Annotated in this window: 16 protein-coding genes and 3 pseudogenes; 12 read left to right on the top strand and 7 right to left on the bottom strand. The window is 59.2% G+C overall.

Translation table 11 applies throughout. The annotated features are described in order from the left end of the window. Window positions 1-10 precede the first annotated feature (10 nt). Entirely contained in the window at window positions 11-244 is a 234-nt protein-coding gene (locus NKH13_RS23995) for an AbrB/MazE/SpoVT family DNA-binding domain-containing protein (protein ID WP_352738937.1), read from the top strand. Next, complete coding sequence (locus NKH13_RS23990) at window positions 241-645, top strand: type II toxin-antitoxin system VapC family toxin (RefSeq protein ID WP_352914770.1); 405 nt, start codon at window positions 241-243, stop codon at window positions 643-645. Before NKH13_RS23995 ends, NKH13_RS23990 begins: the two co-directional genes overlap by 4 nt. A gap of 51 nt (window positions 646-696) precedes the next feature. Here NKH13_RS23990 and NKH13_RS23985 read toward each other — a convergent pair whose 3' ends face one another. Then, complete coding sequence (locus NKH13_RS23985; RefSeq protein ID WP_352914769.1) at window positions 697-1,806, bottom strand: site-specific integrase; 1,110 nt, start codon at window positions 1,804-1,806, stop codon at window positions 697-699. Between the two features lie 293 nt (window positions 1,807-2,099). Between NKH13_RS23985 and NKH13_RS23980 the strand changes: the two genes are divergently transcribed. The 3 genes and pseudogenes from NKH13_RS23980 to NKH13_RS35690 all read left to right on the top strand — a co-directional run. Further along, window positions 2,100-2,396: a hypothetical protein gene (locus tag NKH13_RS23980; protein WP_352914766.1), complete on the top strand. Its 297-nt coding sequence runs from the start codon at window positions 2,100-2,102 to the stop codon at window positions 2,394-2,396. After that, window positions 2,386-2,979 (top strand): type II toxin-antitoxin system VapC family toxin, encoded by a 594-nt coding sequence (locus NKH13_RS23975; RefSeq protein WP_352914764.1) that lies wholly within the window; start codon window positions 2,386-2,388, stop codon window positions 2,977-2,979. Before NKH13_RS23980 ends, NKH13_RS23975 begins: the two co-directional genes overlap by 11 nt. A gap of 340 nt (window positions 2,980-3,319) precedes the next feature. Further along, window positions 3,320-3,510 (top strand): annotated as a pseudogene (locus tag NKH13_RS35690) (DUF3363 domain-containing protein); the annotation flags it as partial. A gap of 67 nt (window positions 3,511-3,577) precedes the next feature. Here the strand turns inward: NKH13_RS35690 and NKH13_RS23965 are convergent. The 5 genes and pseudogenes from NKH13_RS23965 to NKH13_RS23945 all read right to left on the bottom strand — a co-directional run bounded on the left by NKH13_RS23965 (window position 3,578) and on the right by NKH13_RS23945 (window position 8,780). Further along, on the bottom strand, window positions 3,578-5,128 hold the full coding sequence (locus tag NKH13_RS23965; RefSeq protein ID WP_352914762.1) for an E2 ligase fold family C protein: 1,551 nt from the start codon (window positions 5,126-5,128) through the stop codon (window positions 3,578-3,580). A gap of 3 nt (window positions 5,129-5,131) precedes the next feature. Beyond that, a complete protein-coding gene (locus NKH13_RS23960; protein ID WP_352914761.1) occupies window positions 5,132-5,518 on the bottom strand; it encodes a Mov34/MPN/PAD-1 family protein in 387 nt (128 codons plus the stop codon). Window positions 5,519-5,616: 98 nt separating this feature from the next. Continuing rightward, window positions 5,617-6,225, bottom strand: coding sequence for a putative metal-binding protein (locus NKH13_RS23955; protein ID WP_352914759.1), 609 nt, complete (start codon window positions 6,223-6,225; stop codon window positions 5,617-5,619). Beyond that, a complete protein-coding gene (locus NKH13_RS23950; protein WP_352914757.1) occupies window positions 6,218-6,514 on the bottom strand; it encodes a DUF2604 domain-containing protein in 297 nt (98 codons plus the stop codon). Before NKH13_RS23950 ends, NKH13_RS23955 begins: the two co-directional genes overlap by 8 nt. Window positions 6,515-7,127: 613 nt before the next feature. Beyond that, a pseudogene (locus NKH13_RS23945) lies at window positions 7,128-8,780 on the bottom strand (MFS transporter). A 431-nt stretch (window positions 8,781-9,211) separates the two neighbouring features. Between NKH13_RS23945 and NKH13_RS23940 the strand changes: the two are divergent. Next, on the top strand, window positions 9,212-9,778 hold the full coding sequence (locus tag NKH13_RS23940) for a LysR substrate-binding domain-containing protein (protein WP_352914754.1): 567 nt from the start codon (window positions 9,212-9,214) through the stop codon (window positions 9,776-9,778). A 658-nt stretch (window positions 9,779-10,436) separates the two neighbouring features. Here the strand turns inward: NKH13_RS23940 and NKH13_RS23935 are convergent. After that, a complete protein-coding gene (locus tag NKH13_RS23935; protein WP_352914751.1) occupies window positions 10,437-10,703 on the bottom strand; it encodes an amidase family protein in 267 nt (88 codons plus the stop codon). Window positions 10,704-11,069: 366 nt separating this feature from the next. On the opposite strand from NKH13_RS23935, the gene NKH13_RS23930 reads away from it, so the two are divergent. From NKH13_RS23930 to NKH13_RS23900, 6 genes and pseudogenes are all read left to right on the top strand, one after another. Then, window positions 11,070-12,245, top strand: coding sequence for a M24 family metallopeptidase (locus tag NKH13_RS23930; RefSeq protein WP_352914749.1), 1,176 nt, complete (start codon window positions 11,070-11,072; stop codon window positions 12,243-12,245). A 108-nt stretch (window positions 12,246-12,353) separates the two neighbouring features. After that, window positions 12,354-13,397 carry an FAD-dependent oxidoreductase gene (locus tag NKH13_RS23925; protein ID WP_352914747.1) on the top strand — a complete coding sequence of 348 codons (1,044 nt, stop codon included), beginning with the start codon at window positions 12,354-12,356 and terminating at the stop codon, window positions 13,395-13,397. Between the two features lie 240 nt (window positions 13,398-13,637). After that, the gene (locus NKH13_RS23920) at window positions 13,638-13,844 is read left to right on the top strand and encodes a hypothetical protein (protein ID WP_352914745.1); all 207 of its coding nucleotides are present in this window, start codon (window positions 13,638-13,640) and stop codon (window positions 13,842-13,844) included. After that, entirely contained in the window at window positions 13,841-14,734 is an 894-nt protein-coding gene (locus NKH13_RS23915) for an NAD(P)/FAD-dependent oxidoreductase (RefSeq protein WP_502914578.1), read from the top strand. Before NKH13_RS23920 ends, NKH13_RS23915 begins: the two co-directional genes overlap by 4 nt. A 209-nt stretch (window positions 14,735-14,943) precedes the next feature. Next, window positions 14,944-15,410, top strand: a pseudogene (locus tag NKH13_RS23905) (transposase family protein); the annotation flags it as partial. 973 nt (window positions 15,411-16,383) lie between these two features. Continuing rightward, on the top strand, window positions 16,384-16,985 hold a 602-nt coding region (locus NKH13_RS23900; RefSeq protein WP_352914744.1), incomplete at its 3' end, for an extracellular solute-binding protein.

Here is a 16,985-nt window from a genome sequence, read left to right as displayed (position 1 = left end):
GGGTGCAAGCATGACCACGACAGTCACAGCTAAGGGACAAGTGACCATCCCCAAATCGGTCCGCGACCTTCTTGGCATCGTTCCAGGCAGCCAAGTCGATTTCGTGCGCGCCGCCGATGGCAGCGTGGTACTCGCGCGCGCCGACAAGAAACGACCGGCGAGCCGGTTCGCCAAATTGCGTGGCCACGCCGGCAAGGGGCTTGATACCGACGCAATCATGGCGCTGACGCGTGGCGAAGCGTGACGCTCGTCGACACCAACATTCTGCTCGACCTTGTCACCGATGATCCGAAATGGGCCGACTGGTCGCTTGCCAAGCTGGAGGCCGCGAGCATCGCTGGCCCGCTGCTGATCAACGATGTTGTCTACGCAGAGCTTGCGGTTCGCTACAACCGAATCGAGGAACTGGATGCCTTCATCAAACAGGCCGCCCTGGAACTCGCCTCGATCCCGCGCGATGCCCTGTTTCTGGCGGGCAAGATCTTTACGCAATACCGCAAATCTGGCGGAGCGCGCACCGGCGTGCTGCCTGATTTCTTCATTGGCGCCCATGCCGCCGTGGGCGGTCTGCCGCTGTTGACCCGCGACGTCGGCCGCTACCGCACGTATTTCCCGTCTGTAAAGCTGATCGCGCCCGACGGCTGAGGTTCTCGTGGGCACAACTCTGTCAGAGGGGCAGGGGTGGGGGCATTGCGATCAAAGCCCGCTTGCCTTGGTGAGGTTGACCCGAAAACGGTCTCGCCGGCGTTGGTAACGGCGCGTCATCTCCGCCGAGGCGTGGCCAAGCTGCTTCTGAACATAGCGTTCATCAACCTCGGCGGAGGAAGCGAGGCCTGCGCGCAGCGAATGGCCAGAAAACTTCTGGCCGCGCTCGCCCTCGGAAAGATCACCGCGCACGCCGGCAGCTAGGGCCGCTCGTTTGACCAGCCGCGCCACCTCCTGATCGTTGAGCCGCTCGGCTCCCACCGCTTTACCTTGCCCGGTGACGCGGCGGAAGACGGGGCCATGCGCGATGCGGGCCAGCTTCAGCCAGGTCTGCATCGCGATAACCGGGCAGGTAGCGTTGGACGAGCCGCGACCTATTTCGACCTCGCGCCAGCCGGTCTTGCCCCGCAACGTAACCAGCACGCCCTTGTCCGGGAAAAATTCAATCCAGCCGCGACCGTCCTCGGTTTGATCGCGCGCAACATCAAGGCCGACAATTTCAGAACGGCGCAAACCGCCGGCGAAGCCTAAAAGCAGCATGGCGCGGTCACGCAGACCGCGTAGCGTGCCGCGGTCGAGCGTTTCCAGCATGGCGACAAGATCGTCGCGCAGAATGGCTTCCTTCTGACGGGGAGGGGAGGCGTGTTTGTTACGGATACCGGCCAGCACGGTTGCGATATGCCGGTCCTTCCTGTCGAGGGGTTGACCGCGTTGCGTATAGTTCCAGGTGAGGGACGACAGGCGGCGCTCAATGGTCGACACAGACTTTTTGTCCCTTGCCGACCCCGAGGCCTGGGCCGTGATGTAGAGGCCGACAACTTGGGGATCTGGCGGCAGCGGATCAAACGACTGGCGCCGGCACCAGGCGCAAAAATGCTTCCAGTCGGCGGCATAGGCGCGACGGGTGTTTGCCGAACTTGCTGCCTCGACATAATCGCGCGCACGGTCGGCCAGCTTTTCGAGATGCGCGGGCAGTGTTGCTTGTCGCGACTCAAGGACCTGCGGGGGAGGGGAGGGAGCCTCATCCGGGCGCCCCATTTCCATGACGACGTCGACAATGTCAGGCAGGTCGTCGGTGTCGATCGCGTCGACGGGCGTCATGAAATTACGGGCACTGCTCATTGGGGGCTTTCGTTCCTTGGAATGTCGCAGTGGTGCGATTCGAAGAGCACAACGTGCGACCCAACCGCCGAATTGTCCACCGCGAGATACCTGACGATAGCCCCGAGTTTTGCTCCCCGCCACACACGACAAAGGGCCGGGCGCGCTGCTCCCCGCGTCGGGCGGGCCACTTATGGACGATGCGGCGATCGCTTCCACGGCTTGCCCTTCCTTGCCGTTCATTGCACTCGCGTTCAACATCCTTTATGTTTCGTTCAACAGGAGAATCCAGGATGAGCATACGTGGCGCGACGACAGCCGAAAGCCAGGAGCGGATTGCCCACACCCGGAACCGTCTGGTGCTTGAGCAGGCGAGGGCGGTCGGCCTTCTTGGCGCGGCCAAGAACACACGCCTTTCCGGCAGGGTGCCGGCGGAATTGATTGAGGCGGCAAAGAAGCGCGCTCATGTGACTTCCGACACCGAACTGCTGGAGCTCGCCTTGTCGCGGCTGGCCCTCGAGGATGATTTTGGCATCCGGCTCGTCCGCCGCAAGGGCAGCATCCCGGCGGACATCGATCTTGGCGTTTGATCTCGGGAGCGCACTGCGTTCCCTCAAGCCACAGCGCCGCACCGCAGGGCTGGAACGGCGGCCGGATTCCGCTCTGTCCTGGGCAGCGGACCAGCCGCCTGTCGGCGGTGCATTGCTTCTCGACACGAGCGTCTATCTGGATGTCCTGCAGGGGCGCACGCCCGAAGGGGTCGATGGCCTTCTCACCTATCGGCTCTGCCACCACTCGGCCGTATGCCTTGCCGAGCTCAGCCATGTGTTCGGCCGTCTCGACCCGGCCCACGCCACGACGAAGTCGGTCCTGAAAGTGGTAGCTGACACGCTCGAGGATATTCCAGCGCACCGGCTGCATGCTCCCGACACCACCGCCTGGGGACGCGCTGGCATGCTTGCCGGTCTGCTGTTCCGGCTCAGCCATCTGCCGAAAGCGGAGGGGCATGAACGCCGCTTCCTCAACGATGCGCTGATCTTTCATCAGGCCGGTCTGCTGGGCGCGACGGTCCTGACCGGCAACGTTCGGGATTTCGATTACCTCAACCAGCTTGTTCCGTCGGTGCATGTGATCTTCTACCGGCCGGTGACAGACTTGCGCCCGCAGGGTTGAAAGCGTCTGTGGCAGATATGCCCGTGCACCGTGATCGTCCAACCTCCTTTAATGACCATCAGTCACTTCAAAAAGGTCGCTGAAACTCTCCTGCGACCGTTAAAACGCGGGCGACAACGGCCATTTCTAACTTAAGGACAAAACGATCGATAATGCAACATTATCGTTCGTTATTGATTGGCGACGGGCGCGGCGGTTTTATCCGCTACAGATTGCTATAAGCGCCGCGCTGATTCATGCTGATTTCGATGACATTGAGGACGCCGCGGGCGCCGCCATGGCGCGCTCGATGCGTGGTCCGCCGGCAGGAGCGATGGACCGGCGCCTGGCGGCAGCGCCTGGGACGCTGCGCCGATCGGTCGAGCTAGCCAGCGGAAAGTATGCCGTGATCGATAAGTCGCGGGAGTTCACTCTCGTTCCATGGCGGCCGGTTCTCGACCGCCACATCGGCCATGACGTCTCGGGAATCATCCGCGGCGAGGGGACTCCTAGGCCGTCGGGCGGCAGAGGAGCGGGCCGAGCGTGTCATAGTGGCGCCACGCATTGTCATCGCACACAACCCGTCGCCCCGCCGTGCGTAACGGAGACTCTGCTTAGCTTAGGCGGCGGACACGTTGTTTAGCTGTTCGCCGTATTTGCGCCGATACGCGGCAATGAAATCCTCGTCGCTACAGATGCAGCGGCCACTGGACTCTTTTGCTTTCGGATCGTCCAGGTGAGATCCAAGAGGACGAAGGAGATTGACGCGGGTGCTCGTCGTCGGGCTCATGGGAAAGCCCGCACTATGTTTGACCAGCTCCGCGGCAAGCATGATCCCGGCAAGCGCTGACTGAAACGCCATCGGAACCACGGTCTGTACGAGACGACTGCCGCCGCTAAGCTGGAACACCAGACCACCGCAGATAGCCCGCTGATAAAAGGAGCGCAGGGACTGTCCAACAAACGGGGCGAGCGGTTCAAACGGGACAGCCATCGCTGTAGCCACCCGAACCACAAAGTCGTTGGGAACACCGGCATCGGTCTGCAGGAGCGTTTTCACCTGCTCGTGTGCTTCCGGTATTCCGAGTTCCTCGGCAATCAGGTGGTGCTCGTCCTTGGATTTTTCGGACGGCATGTACATGCAACAAAGGCAAGCTTGGCCGTCATCAAAACCATGTCGGGAAATGCCGAGATCGTGCTCCTGTGTCCAGGCATTCGCGATCCATCGGGGCAGAGCACCTTGGACGGCGAGACGGTCGGCGGCGGTGTCAAGCGCCACACCCACTCGGTCGAAAACCCAGTCGCCCCGGCGCTCAACATATTCTGCCCACTTCAGCGAGTGCGCCTGAACCTCGAGGGCGGTGGAGCGAAGCGCGGTGGTTGCAAGGACCGCCTTGGACATGCCAACCTCCGCCCGACCGGCCAATACGTAGCGCTGCAGGTTTGAGAGTTCGATCGCTTCATGATCGACTACGTGCAATCGACCCGAGAGACCGGATTGTCTCGCCAGCGCCCAAAGCGAGCCATGGCCTATCGCGCCGAGCCCAACGAGGTGCGTTTCGCCAAGGTCGACTGGGAGGTCAATCGGGCCAGCATCGCCGGCTTCGCTCTTGTTGTAGCTGTACAATGAGAGGTCGATGTCTTCGTCCAACTCGGCCCCGGTCAACTGGGCGGCGAAGATGGTTCGAAAGACGTTGGCGGCGCCGAAGCAACTGGCGGCGCCGGCTCCATAGGGAAGCGAACTAGAGCCAGAGCCCACCGGTTCCGTACGCGACAGCTTTGCCGCCCATCCGTCCGATCCCATGAAAAAAGTGGGGCACCGGAGTGTCGGACGCGTCACACCCACAACTAGGCAGACCGTGGCAGACTTGCCGGAACGCCGGATGCCGACTTTTGGATTGATCGACTTTGCCAGGCGTTCCAGCGCTTGGGCTTGAGAGCTCGCCGCACTGTCCAAGGGGAGTATTGCCAGAACCGGATAGAGTCTGGCGAGCAACCTCACCGCAAGATCCAGCGTCGCCTGGCCTTCGGCGCAAGAAGCGGCTTCATCATCGAAGGCTACGGCCACGACCTGCTTGTCTAGTGCCGCCTTGAAGTCGCCCAGATGAAAATCGGCCAAGACCTGAGATGCCGCCGTGGCGGCGCGGTCGATGAAGTTAGCGAAGGCCATTGTTCAACTCGTTATTGTGATCATTCGCGTCAGTGCCGCGGACGCGACCTCATTCCAGTTGGCCTTTCCGTCAAGCCGATAGGCGGCCATGCGAGCAAGATCGAAAGGCTCGCGGGCGAAATTCGGCACTACCAGCGACAGGCACCCTACCGTGGTTGCGATCGCGTAGGCGTCATCGGTCGTCGAATGGTAGGCCCGGCCCGGATGGCTATGGATCTGCCCCAGGAGCGTCAGGCGACGTTTGTAGAGCCAAACATTGAGCCGGTGCAGTTCTTCGGCAGGAACCATCACGCATACGCCGTCGCTCGTCCGGATGTGACGTTGCGCCGGGATAATCGTTTCTGTTACGGCAAAGTGCTGTTCTTGCTGAACGCCGACCCAGAGCGCCATGCCTTCATAGCCCTGCTGTCCAACCGACCGCAGATGCGCCTGTCCAGCGGACACACAGTCTCGGGGAAGGGCGACTGTCCTGACATCCTCCAGAGCGGTCATTCCGGGATGGCTGGCAGAGGTGCTGCCAGCCCCACCACTGAAATTTGGAGCTGAAGCTGCTCTACTGGAGTGAGCCCGTACTTGATTATTTGGTAAAGGATGAAGGCCAAACAGCCTTCTCCAGAACCCCGATGGAGAAGCCATGAATCACCTGAATGGGCTGGATTGTCGTGGTATTCCCGCACGCCTGCCATGCACAGGAACGGCGCGTGTTCCATACTATTGGCCTGGATGAAGTCCGTCAGCTGCACGGTGTTCTGCGGCAAGACCGGAACAATCTCCGTTGGGGGTCCGGGTAGAGGCGACCGTCTCAGCATCTTAAGCTGTAGATCCTTGCGGGCAATCGGCTGGCGCCTAAAGGGGTCGACGAAGACCACCGAGGGAGGTCGAAGGTCGTAGTTGGAGAAGTCGATCTCGACAGCTGCACCGATTACCTGTGGCTTTAACTTCGGCGGCGCAAAGATGAAGAAGGCGCTCGGGAAGACTGCTTCGATCAGGAAGCATCCCTGCGCCCGATAAACACCCGCTTGTCCAAGGAACCAGCCGATCTCCCGATCGAATTTCGCTCGGGAGACAACAGGATCGACAGTCTGGGGTTCAGGCACCTGCGACGCCCGCCTTCAGGCTGAGGTACAAGGTCACAGGATTCGCGAAACCGAAATCGCCAACTTTCTTGTCGACGTCGAGCAAGTTGCCGGCCTCGTCCTTGAATTCCCAATTCTCGGCTGGTTGGGCGACGTTCTGCGTATTCTCAAGCGCTTTGGTGCGAACTACGTGGAGCGGTTGGTTGGGATTGGCTTCGACCTGCGTGGGCTGGCCGTTCACCACGACCGTGATCTCGATCTTCCCAGGCCCTCCGCCGTGATTATCGCCCTTACCCGAATGCTTCGACATCGTCCTACTCCTGTGGCTTGCCAACCCGCCCCAAGGCGCCAGTGCCGACCTTCCAGTAAGCGGGCTGGTGGTCTTCAATCGTCCACTCGGCGCCATTAGACCGTGAGTACGTGAAAGACAGGGGATAAGCTACCGAATCGGTGCTACATCTTTTTATGCCTGACTTGAGCCGCAAGTAAACGAGGCCGGAATTTCTTTTCACAACTATAATCGATTAGAGCAATGCAAAAACATTGTCTTATGGCCCAGCCGCGCGGCCGTCTACAATTACCTCAAGCTCGCCACCGAAGGCGTATCTTCCTAGTCCCACTTGCGCACGCTGGCGCCAGAGACATGCTCCACATGACCCACCAATTAGCGCCCCTTTTGGCACCCCGGTCGATTGCCTTCGTCGGAGCGAGCCCCCGGGTGGGCAGTCCTGGAAACGACATGCTTCGAATGATCGAAGTGGCGGGCCTCACGGGAGAGGTCTACCCCGTAAATCCGAGCGGCAGTTATTCATTATTCTACGGCCTTCTCGACGTTGTTGTGCTGCAGTGACGTCCTCTTACATCTATCTTTGTCATCCGGCCGTGCTCATCAAATTTGACCTGAGACTCTTGTCCTCTCCGGTTCAATGGCGAGAGAAAAAAGGTGTCGATTGCTCGGCCTTGCGAGGGGCGCTTGTCGGTCGCTCGATCGAAAGTGTGATCTGAGGTGGAAGGTCTCCTCCGTGCAGGCGAAAGATTCGTTCGTCCAGTTCCTTGTCTGCCTCGGTGAGACGATGGTTCAGGCGAAGGTAATCTGTCCAAGTGGGCGTGCGAAATGTTTCTGTCCATCGCAAAAGCTTCTGCAGGTTGCACTGGAGCGTCCAGTTCCGAGCACCAACGCGGCTGTGTACATGCCGGCGCTCGCGCATGAGATCCAGAAAAGCCTCTACATCTTGCTCAGGTATTAAGTACTCGACCCTGACTACTATTGGGCCGCTACTCGGCTTCAGCTCAATCGCGACTGACGGGACGTTGAATTCCTCCAAAGGATCGGGCTCAGATTCGTGGCGGTCGCGAAGAGGAAACAAAAACCCGGCTGCAGCTACAAGCAACAAAGCCAGAGCTGAACCCTCCAGCGCCCACGACAGGGAATGGTTCTGCGCCACCGTGCCCCAAACCCAGCTGCCGGCCGCTATGCCGCCGTCTATCAATGCATAATAGATCGAGATGGTGCGCCCCACCACCCAGCGCGGGCTTGCCAGTTGCACGCTCACGCCAACCCCGGACCAGGCGGTGACCCAACCCACGCCGCCCAAGGCGAGTCCAATTGCCGCCACTGCGATCGAAGAGGTCAGTGCAAGGGAGAGGGAGCACGCCGCGCAGGCGACGCAGGCGAGCGTTATCAGTCGTTCCTGTGACAGACTGCGTCTAAACAGGCTACTGGAGATGCCGGCGAAGACGGCGCCCGTCCCGAAGCCGGCCATGAGCGCGCCATAGGCGAGCGGTCCACCCCTAACTGATCGCGGACAACCAGCGGCAACAGCGCAAGTGTGGCGATGCCCGCTATGCCAAAGAGGGTTCCGCGCGCGATCGCTGTCTTGATTTCCGACGACATCGCCGTAAAGCGTAGCCCATCATAGATCGCCGTCCTCATCGGCTCGCGTGGAAGAGGTGACGAACGAACCTTCCACTTGCAGCGCCATATGGTGCCAAGGGGTACCAGATAGGTGAGGGTGGTCACAGCGAAGGCCGTGAGAAGCCCGAACGAGGCAACCACGATACCGCCGAGCGCCGGGCCGACGGTCCGGACCGTGTTGAAGCCAACGGAGAGCAGGGTGACGGCAGCTGGGACATCGCGTCGAACCACGATATCGCCAACCGAAGCTTGCCAGGCGGGATCATTGAGAGCGCCGCCGCATGCGATCAAGAAGCTGAAGCCGAGAATCATCCACGGACTAACAAAGCCCAGCGCCACGGACGCAGTGAGCATCGCAGAGGCTATCACCATAAGGCAGCGGCCGGCGAACATGACCCGGCGCCGACTGTAATTGTCGGCGAGAGCCCCGGCGAAGACGGACAAAATGAAAGCGGGCAGGTTCGACAGCCTGCACCAGCGCGACCATCAAATCGGAAGTCGAGACTGTTGCTATCAGCCAACTGATGGCAACAGTCTGCATCAGCCAGCCGAGGGAGGACACTTGAGATGCCAGCCAGATCGAGCGAAACGTCGGATTCCTGAGGGGCGCGAACGTCGCTGGCGAAACTACATCTGCATCTGCGCCCGCCGCTCTGCTCATTGCCCCGACCGATTGTGTCCCATTGTGTCCCGCCGAACTAAAACCACTTGGCGGGACACGATCCAATTGCCGGTCGGATGCGTCAAATGCAGTCTTTGTATTGTAGTCATCTAGCAGCGAGATGGTCCCGGGCGGACAATCGACCACAACAGTGCAGCGATACGCAATCTTCAAGGCGTATCGGGCGATGCTCAGTAAAAACCCGCTGGAACGCACCCGTTTTGAGCGGACAAGCACCGTAGGCGAGGCTTACGCCTATGTTTAAGACTATGCCTCCCATCTGCGGCGTGTTGAATTGATCACCTCAGTGCAGCGCTGGACGATAGGCGAGAAGGTCCACCTCGTCGAGGGAGCATGCAGCCGGGCATGTCGGTGTCCTATGGGGCGCCGGGCAGACTCGCGGCCTGGAGTGCCGAGCTTGATGCCGTAGCTTGACCTCAACGACCCCAATTGTTGCAATGCCCGGACCGTCCGTCTTTTTCCTTCCCGACGTCATCAGCCGTTTCGTCAGCAGCCGGCCGAACGTTACAGCCTCCCTGATCACCAAGAGTTCCAATCAGGTGCAGGACATAATCGCGCTGCAGCAAGACAACCTTGGTTTGGCGGATTTGAGCCTGATCGAAAACGACCTGTCATCACTCGTCGAACACAGGCGCACCCCTTTTGAATGTCTTTGTGCGGTGCCGGCGGATGATCTTTTGAGTAAAAAAACGATGATCTCGCCCTTGGACCTCGATGGCAAACCGCTTGCTACTCTCGATCACGATCACTCTACATTCAAGCAAACCAAGGAAGCCTTCGTTGTAGCGGGCGCTACTTTCAATCCTCGTTTCGTAACCGAGTATTTTATTCCTCTGATGACATTTGTAGAAAGCGGACTGGCATGCGCGATCATCGATCCCATCAGCGCCCAGAGTTACCGGCTTTACAGGGGTGCGGAACAGAAAGTCATCTTGTGCCGTTCATTCCCAAAGTTGAGCTGGTATTTACGATCATAACGCCAGCGCACCGGCCGCTCTCAAAGCTGGTGCGCGCTTTCGCTGAAACCCTGGCCTATGAACTGCTGCAACTGAAGCTTCTCGGCTCCGAAGGAAATAACGTAGAAATGTAGGTGGTCTGGACTTGCTCCACCAACGCAGTCTGCGGTGAGGGTGAGCATCCAGGGGGAGGATGTGGCCGCCCAAACCAACTCATTCGAGCACGATCGGCTTACACCCAAGCCGCTCACCCATCGAAACGCCGAACTGGCCAAGCTCAACTTACCGCGTCGGTTTTACCCACCAGGCTGCCGCTGAGGGCCGGGGATTTCAGGTTCCGTCAGCGACTGACCTGCGGTTCACTATCGTGCTCGAATTGCTTCGCCCACTGCATATTGTCAAACGACCCTTTAATTGTGGGTGGTTATCAATCCGGTTCTCGCACTGCCATCGCCGGGGTCATGGTCCTTTCCGAGGGTGCCTTATGATGATGTTCGGGTCGGGCGCCTCAACGTTTCCAACGAGATGCAGATGAACTGCTGTCAGCCATTTGACCGAGGGTGCCGCAACCACCGTCCCGGCGGGGGACATCACGAGTTTCGCAAACTACGGATCAGGACGTTAGCAGATGTATAGAGTGTCTCAGCGTTGGAGAGTGGACCGGTCGCCTTCGAGAGTCTCAACATGGCCTCACTCCATTACTGCGGCCGCGGTGAAGCTGTTCCTCGCCAAAGAAACATGCCCCAGGCGGCTTTCGATCTGCCGCCGCAAGAACGGTGGTGTCGGAATAGCGCGCACCAACCAGTTGGAGCCCCACAGGGAGCCCTTGATCATCCAGTCCGGATGGAAGCGACGCTGCAGGTTGCTGTGTCAGGTTGAAGGGATAGGTGAACGGCGTCCAGTCGACCCACCCCCTGAAACTCTCATCGGGTTTGTCCCGTCCCACTGGGAACGGAGCGAAGGCATTGTCGGTGTGACCAGAAGATCGTAGTCTTCGTGAAACTTCGCCATGGGAGCGGAAAGCTCGAACCGAACCGCTTCCTGGAATTCCGCTGGCGTGATCGTCAAGCCTCGTTGTGCGCCTTTTGATGTCGATTGAAAAAAGCGCTGGCCGCCTTTGGCGTGGAGCGCGGACAGTATTTGCATCTCGCTGCCAGATGACGCCGATATAAAAACAGCATTTGACGTAAGCCGCCAGGAAAGTGGATTGTCAGACCGGATGAGCCTGCGAAGCGTCTGTGACAACTTCGAACATCGATCCGATCGCGCATTTTTGCGCAACCGAACCACAACATAATCATTGAGGTGAGATATGGCGACGATACGCTCCGCGATTCCTCTGACTGGTGTCCCGTTCCCGATATCAGAGTATGAGCGCCGGCAAAACAATGTGCTGAATGCAGTTGCCATTGCAGGCTTGGACGCAATTGTGGTAACCGCGCACGGCCACTTGAAGTATCTCAGCGGTTACGATGGGAGCGGTGGATATTTTGCGCCTTTTCCGCTTATTTTGATGCCGGGGCAGGCCCCAATATTTGTCGTTCGAGAATATGACGAGCAAGCAGTACGTTCATATAGTTGCATCGACGAAATCGTAACCTATACACATCAGCCGGATTTTGGCACGACCTGCACAGATGTATTGCGCCGGCTCGGTCTGCACAATAAACGAGTTGGTTTCGAGCTTGGATGCTGGAATCTCGCACCGACCGATGTGCGTGCAGTCCAGGACCGGCTTCCAGATCTGAAAATCACTGACGTCGCCCGACTGGTTTCGTCAGTGTCCTCAGTGAAAGGAGAACTTGAGCTGGCGTGTATGCGCGCTGCTGTTCGATTTACTGACTTGGCAGTGCGAACTTTCCAGAAGTCGCTCCGGCCCGGTATAACCGAAATCGAGATGGCTGCGGCAATGGCCGCGGCGGTAAACAATGATCCCGGCAATGCCGCTGGGGATATCGGGCTGGCGCCGGGTACCATTTTATTTGGGGAGCGGGTGAAGTTACCCCATGCCCCAGCGACCCATCATCCTCTCAGCAATAACGAGCCAGCCTTTCTGGAGATAGGGGCTTCGAAGCACGGGTATACCGTAGGAATGGTTCGATGCGCAGTCCTTGGCAAACATCCCGAAACTGAATCTTTGCACAGCTTGGCTGAGGAGGTCAATGCAGTTCTTGTCTCCTCGATTCGCCCAGGTGCAACCCCGGCGGATGTTCACGCTGCTGGGGGCGAGGTGTTGAAGCGATCTGGTCGCAAGGGAGTGTTTCGCCAACGAACAGGGTACCAAACCGGCATTAACTGGACTGAGCGCGGCGACCTGAGCCTCGAGCCCGATGCCAATGAACCACTCAGAGCGGGCATGACCCTGCACATGCCAAACATTTTGTGCAGCGAAAGCGGCTACCTATTCGGTGCCGGCGCGCACGTGCTCGTGACAGAGCGGGGCGCGGAACTCCTGAGCGAAATCCCGCCAACACTTTATCGGGCCTAATGCATAAGGCTGCCGGTGAGAGCGGTAACTTATCTGGGGTCAGGCGGCGCATTAGAGGGGGCTTGGGCTTGAACAGAGGAGGCGCGTTGAGCTCAAGCTGTCGAAACGATGCTCGCAATCGAGCGCGAAGCTCGCGAGCGACAAATATACCGACCTGAAGACGATCTGGTTCAACGCCAACGGTTAGGTCAAGGCACAGATCTGCTCGTCCAAGCCCTGGTCCCTGACTGGATCGACGGAGTGGAAGGCGAGCGTCCTCGTTTCCAGAGGTCGACGTCCGGGCAACGGCGCTCATCCTGTCGCGACGCGGAAGATTCGAGGTTACCCATGAACGTTCACGGCGCGTTGGACAAATCCGAAATCCGCCTCGAGCCGTACTGGTGGGATACTGTTGAAGAGTGGATGGCTGGCGAAACCCAGCCACCCACAGCCGGCGATGTTGTCATTGTGGGGCCGGCTATACTGGTCTTTGCGCGGCTGCAGCTGCTTCGGGGCGGGCGCTCGGTGACCATCCTGGAGTCTGGGCATCTGGGCTGTGGGTGCAGCAGCCGCAACGGAGGGCAAGTCAGTCGCTCGATCAAGGGCGACTTGCGGACATTGACCGCTCGGTTCGGCTCGACGGTGGCAGCCGAGTTAATGAGCGATTCAGATGAGGCGCTGCGTTTCATTTCCCACTTCGTGGCGAGCGAAGGCATTGATTGCAACTTCCAGCAGGTCGGTCGCTTCGTTGGGGCCAACAGCCGTCGTGCGTTTGACCACCAAAAGGTGAAAGCAGCGGTAAATCCGGACAGGGATATTTGCTTGTCGATCCCCGTGACGTGGAGACGGAGATCGGTTCGCGCCGATACAATGGGGGTATGGTTAACCCGAGAGTCTGCTCAATCAACCCGGCACAATACCACGCCGGGCTACTCAAGGCCGCGAAGGCGGCCGGCGCGGTATCGTCGAAAGATGCCGGGCCTTGGGGACATCGAGGGCAGGTGCGGGCTTCGTGACCAGGACAACGAAGGCGTGGTGCGGTCGAGCCAGGTTCTGGTGGCTACAAACGGATATACTGCCCGGAATATCCGTTTCTGCGCCGGCGCATCATCCCGATTGCCAGCCACATGGTGGCAACGGAGGTGCTCGACGCCCAGTTGGCAACGTCCCTGATCCCGAAGAATCGGATGGTCGGCGATACACGCGAGGTGGTGACGTATTTCCGAATATCGCCGGACCAGCGCCGGCGGATCTATGGCACGCGCATCACGATCGGCTCATCAAGCTCGAAGGTGACGGTTGCCGGCATGCGGGCCGCGATCCTAGACGTACCCTCGGCTGAAGGGCGCCCACATCACGCACAGCTGGCATGGCTTCGTCGGCTATACATTCGATCATCTGAAAGTAGACGGCGTGCATTACTGCATGGGCTATTGCGGGTCAGGGATCTCGCTGGCGACATACTACGGCACTAAGGTGGGCATGCAGATGCTGGGTCGTTCCGATGGGGCGACAGCGCTGGACTCGCTGGCCTTCCAGAAGAGATTTTATTACCGCCAGTCACCCTGGTTCATGCTGGCAGCATTTGCCTATTACCGCGCCAAGGACCGGATCTCATGATTTTCGGTCCGCCCACCCCGGTGCCCGTCACCTCCGATGCGAAGCTTCCCGATCATGTCGATGTCGCAATAGTTGGAGGCGGGATCGCAGGTGCTTGCACGGCATATTATCTCGCACGCGCCGGTGTTTCGGTCCTGATGTGTGAGAAAGGTGAAGTCGGCGCCGAGCAGTCCAGCCGTAACTGGGGCTGGGTGCGTAAACTGCGCCGGGATCCGCTGGAGGTACCTCTGGCTATTGAAAGCCAGCGTCTCTGGGACGGGTTGGAAGATGAACTGCAGGCACCCACCGGGTTTCGCCGCTCAGGCATCACCTTCGCGGCGCGAACCAGCAAGGAGATCGAAGCCCACGAACAGTGGATGGTTGCGACCGCCGCTTTCGGCCTCGACGTCCGCCGCGTTGCCGGCGTTGAGCTGGACGCGCTTTTGCCGAGCGCAAGCGGGCAATGGAAAATGGCGCTTCACTGCCCCTCCGACGGCATAGCCGAGCCTGCTTTGGTCGCCCCGGCTTTCGCACTGGCAGCACGCCGCCTGCGTGCGCACGTCCTTACCAATTGCGCTGTGCGCGGCCTTGAAATGTCGGCAGGGCGGGTAAGTGCTATCATTACAGAGAGGCGGGCGGGTGCGCTGTTCAACCGTCGTTGTGGCCGGAGGGGTATGGTCGCGGCGTTTCCTGAAGAGTGGGGCACTCCGCAAGGGGCGGAATATCAGCCCGCTCCTCGCCGATATCTTCCTGCACTACATCCTCGATCTCTGGGCCTGCGTCCTCGCCATGCACACGGTCGCGTTGTGATCGTGCGTTACGCTGACGACTTGGTCATGCGCTTTGAGAAGAAGGCCCATGCAGAGGAGATGCTGTTGGCCCTCAAGGCGTGGCTGTCAGCTTTGGCCTAACAGTCCATGAGGAAAAGACGCGGCTGATCGAATTTGGGCTGTGAATCGGCCCTTTAATTGCGGATGGTTGTTAATCCGAGTTTCGCTCTGTCATCGCTGGGTCATGGCCTTTCCGAGGTCGAATGCCTCTGTCGCGCTGTATTTAAAGGGGTTCTTCCTCACTTGGTTTGGTTCATCCCCTGTTAGTCGCGCCCTCGCTATGGGCTTGCATGCGAACAAAAACGAAATGGTCACCCGGCCCAGGGGTCAAGATTCTGGGTGTCGCGCTCTCTGTTGATGACAATTGGGTTGTTTCAGCTGCCAGATCCGCGATCGGCATTTGCCCCGATTGTGGTCGGCGAAGCCGAACGGCATGGCTGGTCCAACGTCACCTCCAGGATCTGCCAGTCCAGGCCAAGCCGGTGACGGTGAAGCTTCTGCTGCGCCGCTGGCGATGCTCATATCGCAAATGCGAGCGACAAACGTTCACCGACCGGCTGCCGATGATCGCTGCTCCTTATGCGCGCCGGACGAGAAGGGTCGGAGAGATTGTTGGCCTGCCTGGCCACAGCACACTGGCGGCCGTCCTGGCGAGCGGTTGATGCAACGGCTCGGCATGCCGGTCCGCGACGACACCATCTTGCGGCAGTTGAAGCAGGATGCCAGGGTCGCTCACCCCAACTTCGAGATCCGGGTGAAAAAGGGGCGATCGCAAACACGCCGATAGCGGCTCCTCACCCTAAATCATGTGGCGGCGGCTGCGGTGATTAATGTCACTGCGACGCCGTCGCCGGCTCCACCGGTCCCACTCGGCTCCGGAACTACATCGCGTCGCTAAGCTCGCAGTGGTGACAGATCGAACGCTCGAAGCAACAACTGCAAAATCTGCTAGGAGTGAAAGATCCGGCCCCATCGGGTGAGGGCGGTTGTCAGCCGCATCGTGGGCGCCAGCTGCTGCGACACGAATTTGAACGGAAACCCTACCGACGTTTGCCGTCAGCGAAAAAGAGGTCGGCGCCCGTACAGTGTGACTCCGTGCAGCGCCGCAGCCTCGCCGACCACACACCCTGCCACTTTCTCTTTCCACTTTGAGACGAAGCGCGTCGTCGGCCGCGTCTACGCCTCACCGATCTCCTTGCACCATAGCGGCTGACCTCCGCCCTGAACGCAGTCATGAGAAAGAGTTCGGATCACATGAGCACACCTCAGATGTAGGCTCCATCTCGTTTCTAGATGAGGCTATATGCAAACTGCATTTGACGAAAACTCCCGCTCCACCGATTATCGCTGACAGTGGCATTTTTGAGCGAAAGCGCTCAAATTCCGGAACGTACACGTGGCCAGCGTTGACAATTTCAGGGATGTTCAGGGCGAGGCAATCGCTTGGCGTCGGGGTCTCGTGGGGCTTCCACTGTGGACGATAAGATCAAGCCGAGCATGGGATCGGAGGACTTCGCCTACATGCTCGAGGTGCGGCCGGGTGCTTACATTACTTGGCAACGGCCCAACCGCTGTTTTGCACAACCCGACGTCCTAGCCTTCCGGCGTAGGCCATTGGGTGAACTTGGACGAGACGTTGCTGGCTTTCCGAGGTCGGAAGTCAGGCCGATTCGAGAAAAGAAGAAATCTCGGCCGGTCTCAGTCAAGACCATAAGAAAAGGGGAACTAAAATGCGCTTTTGGATAAATCGTAGACGTTTCATGCAAGCGACCTCGTCGGCTGTCGCAGTCGGCGCACTGTCCTCCGTCGTTCGCCCGGCTTCGGCGCAATCATCGGGTGAGTTAAGGGTGACGGTGGGGGGCGGTGATGTGGGTAAAGCCACCATCGAGGCCTTTGTCAAACCATTCGAAGCTGAGACAGGTATCAAGGTGACTCCGATCACCGAGGATGCAAACGCTGGCGCGATTGAGTTGATGGTGAAATCGAGCAACGTTACGCTTGACGTTGGCGCTGTGGGGCAAGGTTTATTGCTTACCTTAGAGGGAAAAGGCCTCCTCGAGAAGATCGATTATTCGATTTACAAGAAGGAAGATCTAGAGGGCATGTATGACTTCGCCAAGCAACCGTCCGGCATCGCCTGGCCCGTCTATTCGTACAACATGGTTTACAATACTGAATCGTTTCCTGCCAGCAAGCCGAGGCCCACAACCTGGGCCGATTTCTGGGATGTCGAAAAGTTTCCAGGCATCCGAACGCTGGTGTCAGGGGCGTACGGATCGGAAGGGCCTTGGGAGGAAGCCCTGCTGGCTGATGGCGTACCCGCCGATCAACT

The sequence above is a fragment of the Mesorhizobium sp. M1348 genome, assembly GCF_040317925.1.
Classification (GTDB): Bacteria; Pseudomonadota; Alphaproteobacteria; order Rhizobiales; family Rhizobiaceae; genus Mesorhizobium.
The sequence above is the reverse complement of the archived record's forward strand: the minus strand, read 5'-3'. Positions and strand labels throughout refer to the sequence as shown.

Excerpts from the sequence above, each read along its gene's own strand:
- NKH13_RS23980 (WP_352914766.1), top strand. The coding sequence starts at position 2,100 with ATGAGCATACGTGGCGCGACGACAGCCGAAAGCCAGGAGCGGATTGCC.
- NKH13_RS23930 (WP_352914749.1), top strand. The coding sequence starts at position 11,070 with ATGGCGACGATACGCTCCGCGATTCCTCTGACTGGTGTCCCGTTCCCG.
- NKH13_RS23995 (WP_352738937.1), top strand. The coding sequence starts at position 11 with ATGACCACGACAGTCACAGCTAAGGGACAAGTGACCATCCCCAAATCG.
- NKH13_RS23985 (WP_352914769.1), bottom strand. The coding sequence starts at position 1,806 with ATGACGCCCGTCGACGCGATCGACACCGACGACCTGCCTGACATTGTC.
- NKH13_RS23950 (WP_352914757.1), bottom strand. The coding sequence starts at position 6,514 with ATGTCGAAGCATTCGGGTAAGGGCGATAATCACGGCGGAGGGCCTGGG.
- NKH13_RS23925 (WP_352914747.1), top strand. The coding sequence starts at position 12,354 with ATGCTCGCAATCGAGCGCGAAGCTCGCGAGCGACAAATATACCGACCT.
- NKH13_RS23960 (WP_352914761.1), bottom strand. The coding sequence starts at position 5,518 with ATGGCGCTCTGGGTCGGCGTTCAGCAAGAACAGCACTTTGCCGTAACA.
- NKH13_RS23915 (WP_502914578.1), top strand. The coding sequence starts at position 13,841 with ATGATTTTCGGTCCGCCCACCCCGGTGCCCGTCACCTCCGATGCGAAG.
- NKH13_RS23965 (WP_352914762.1), bottom strand. The coding sequence starts at position 5,128 with ATGGCCTTCGCTAACTTCATCGACCGCGCCGCCACGGCGGCATCTCAG.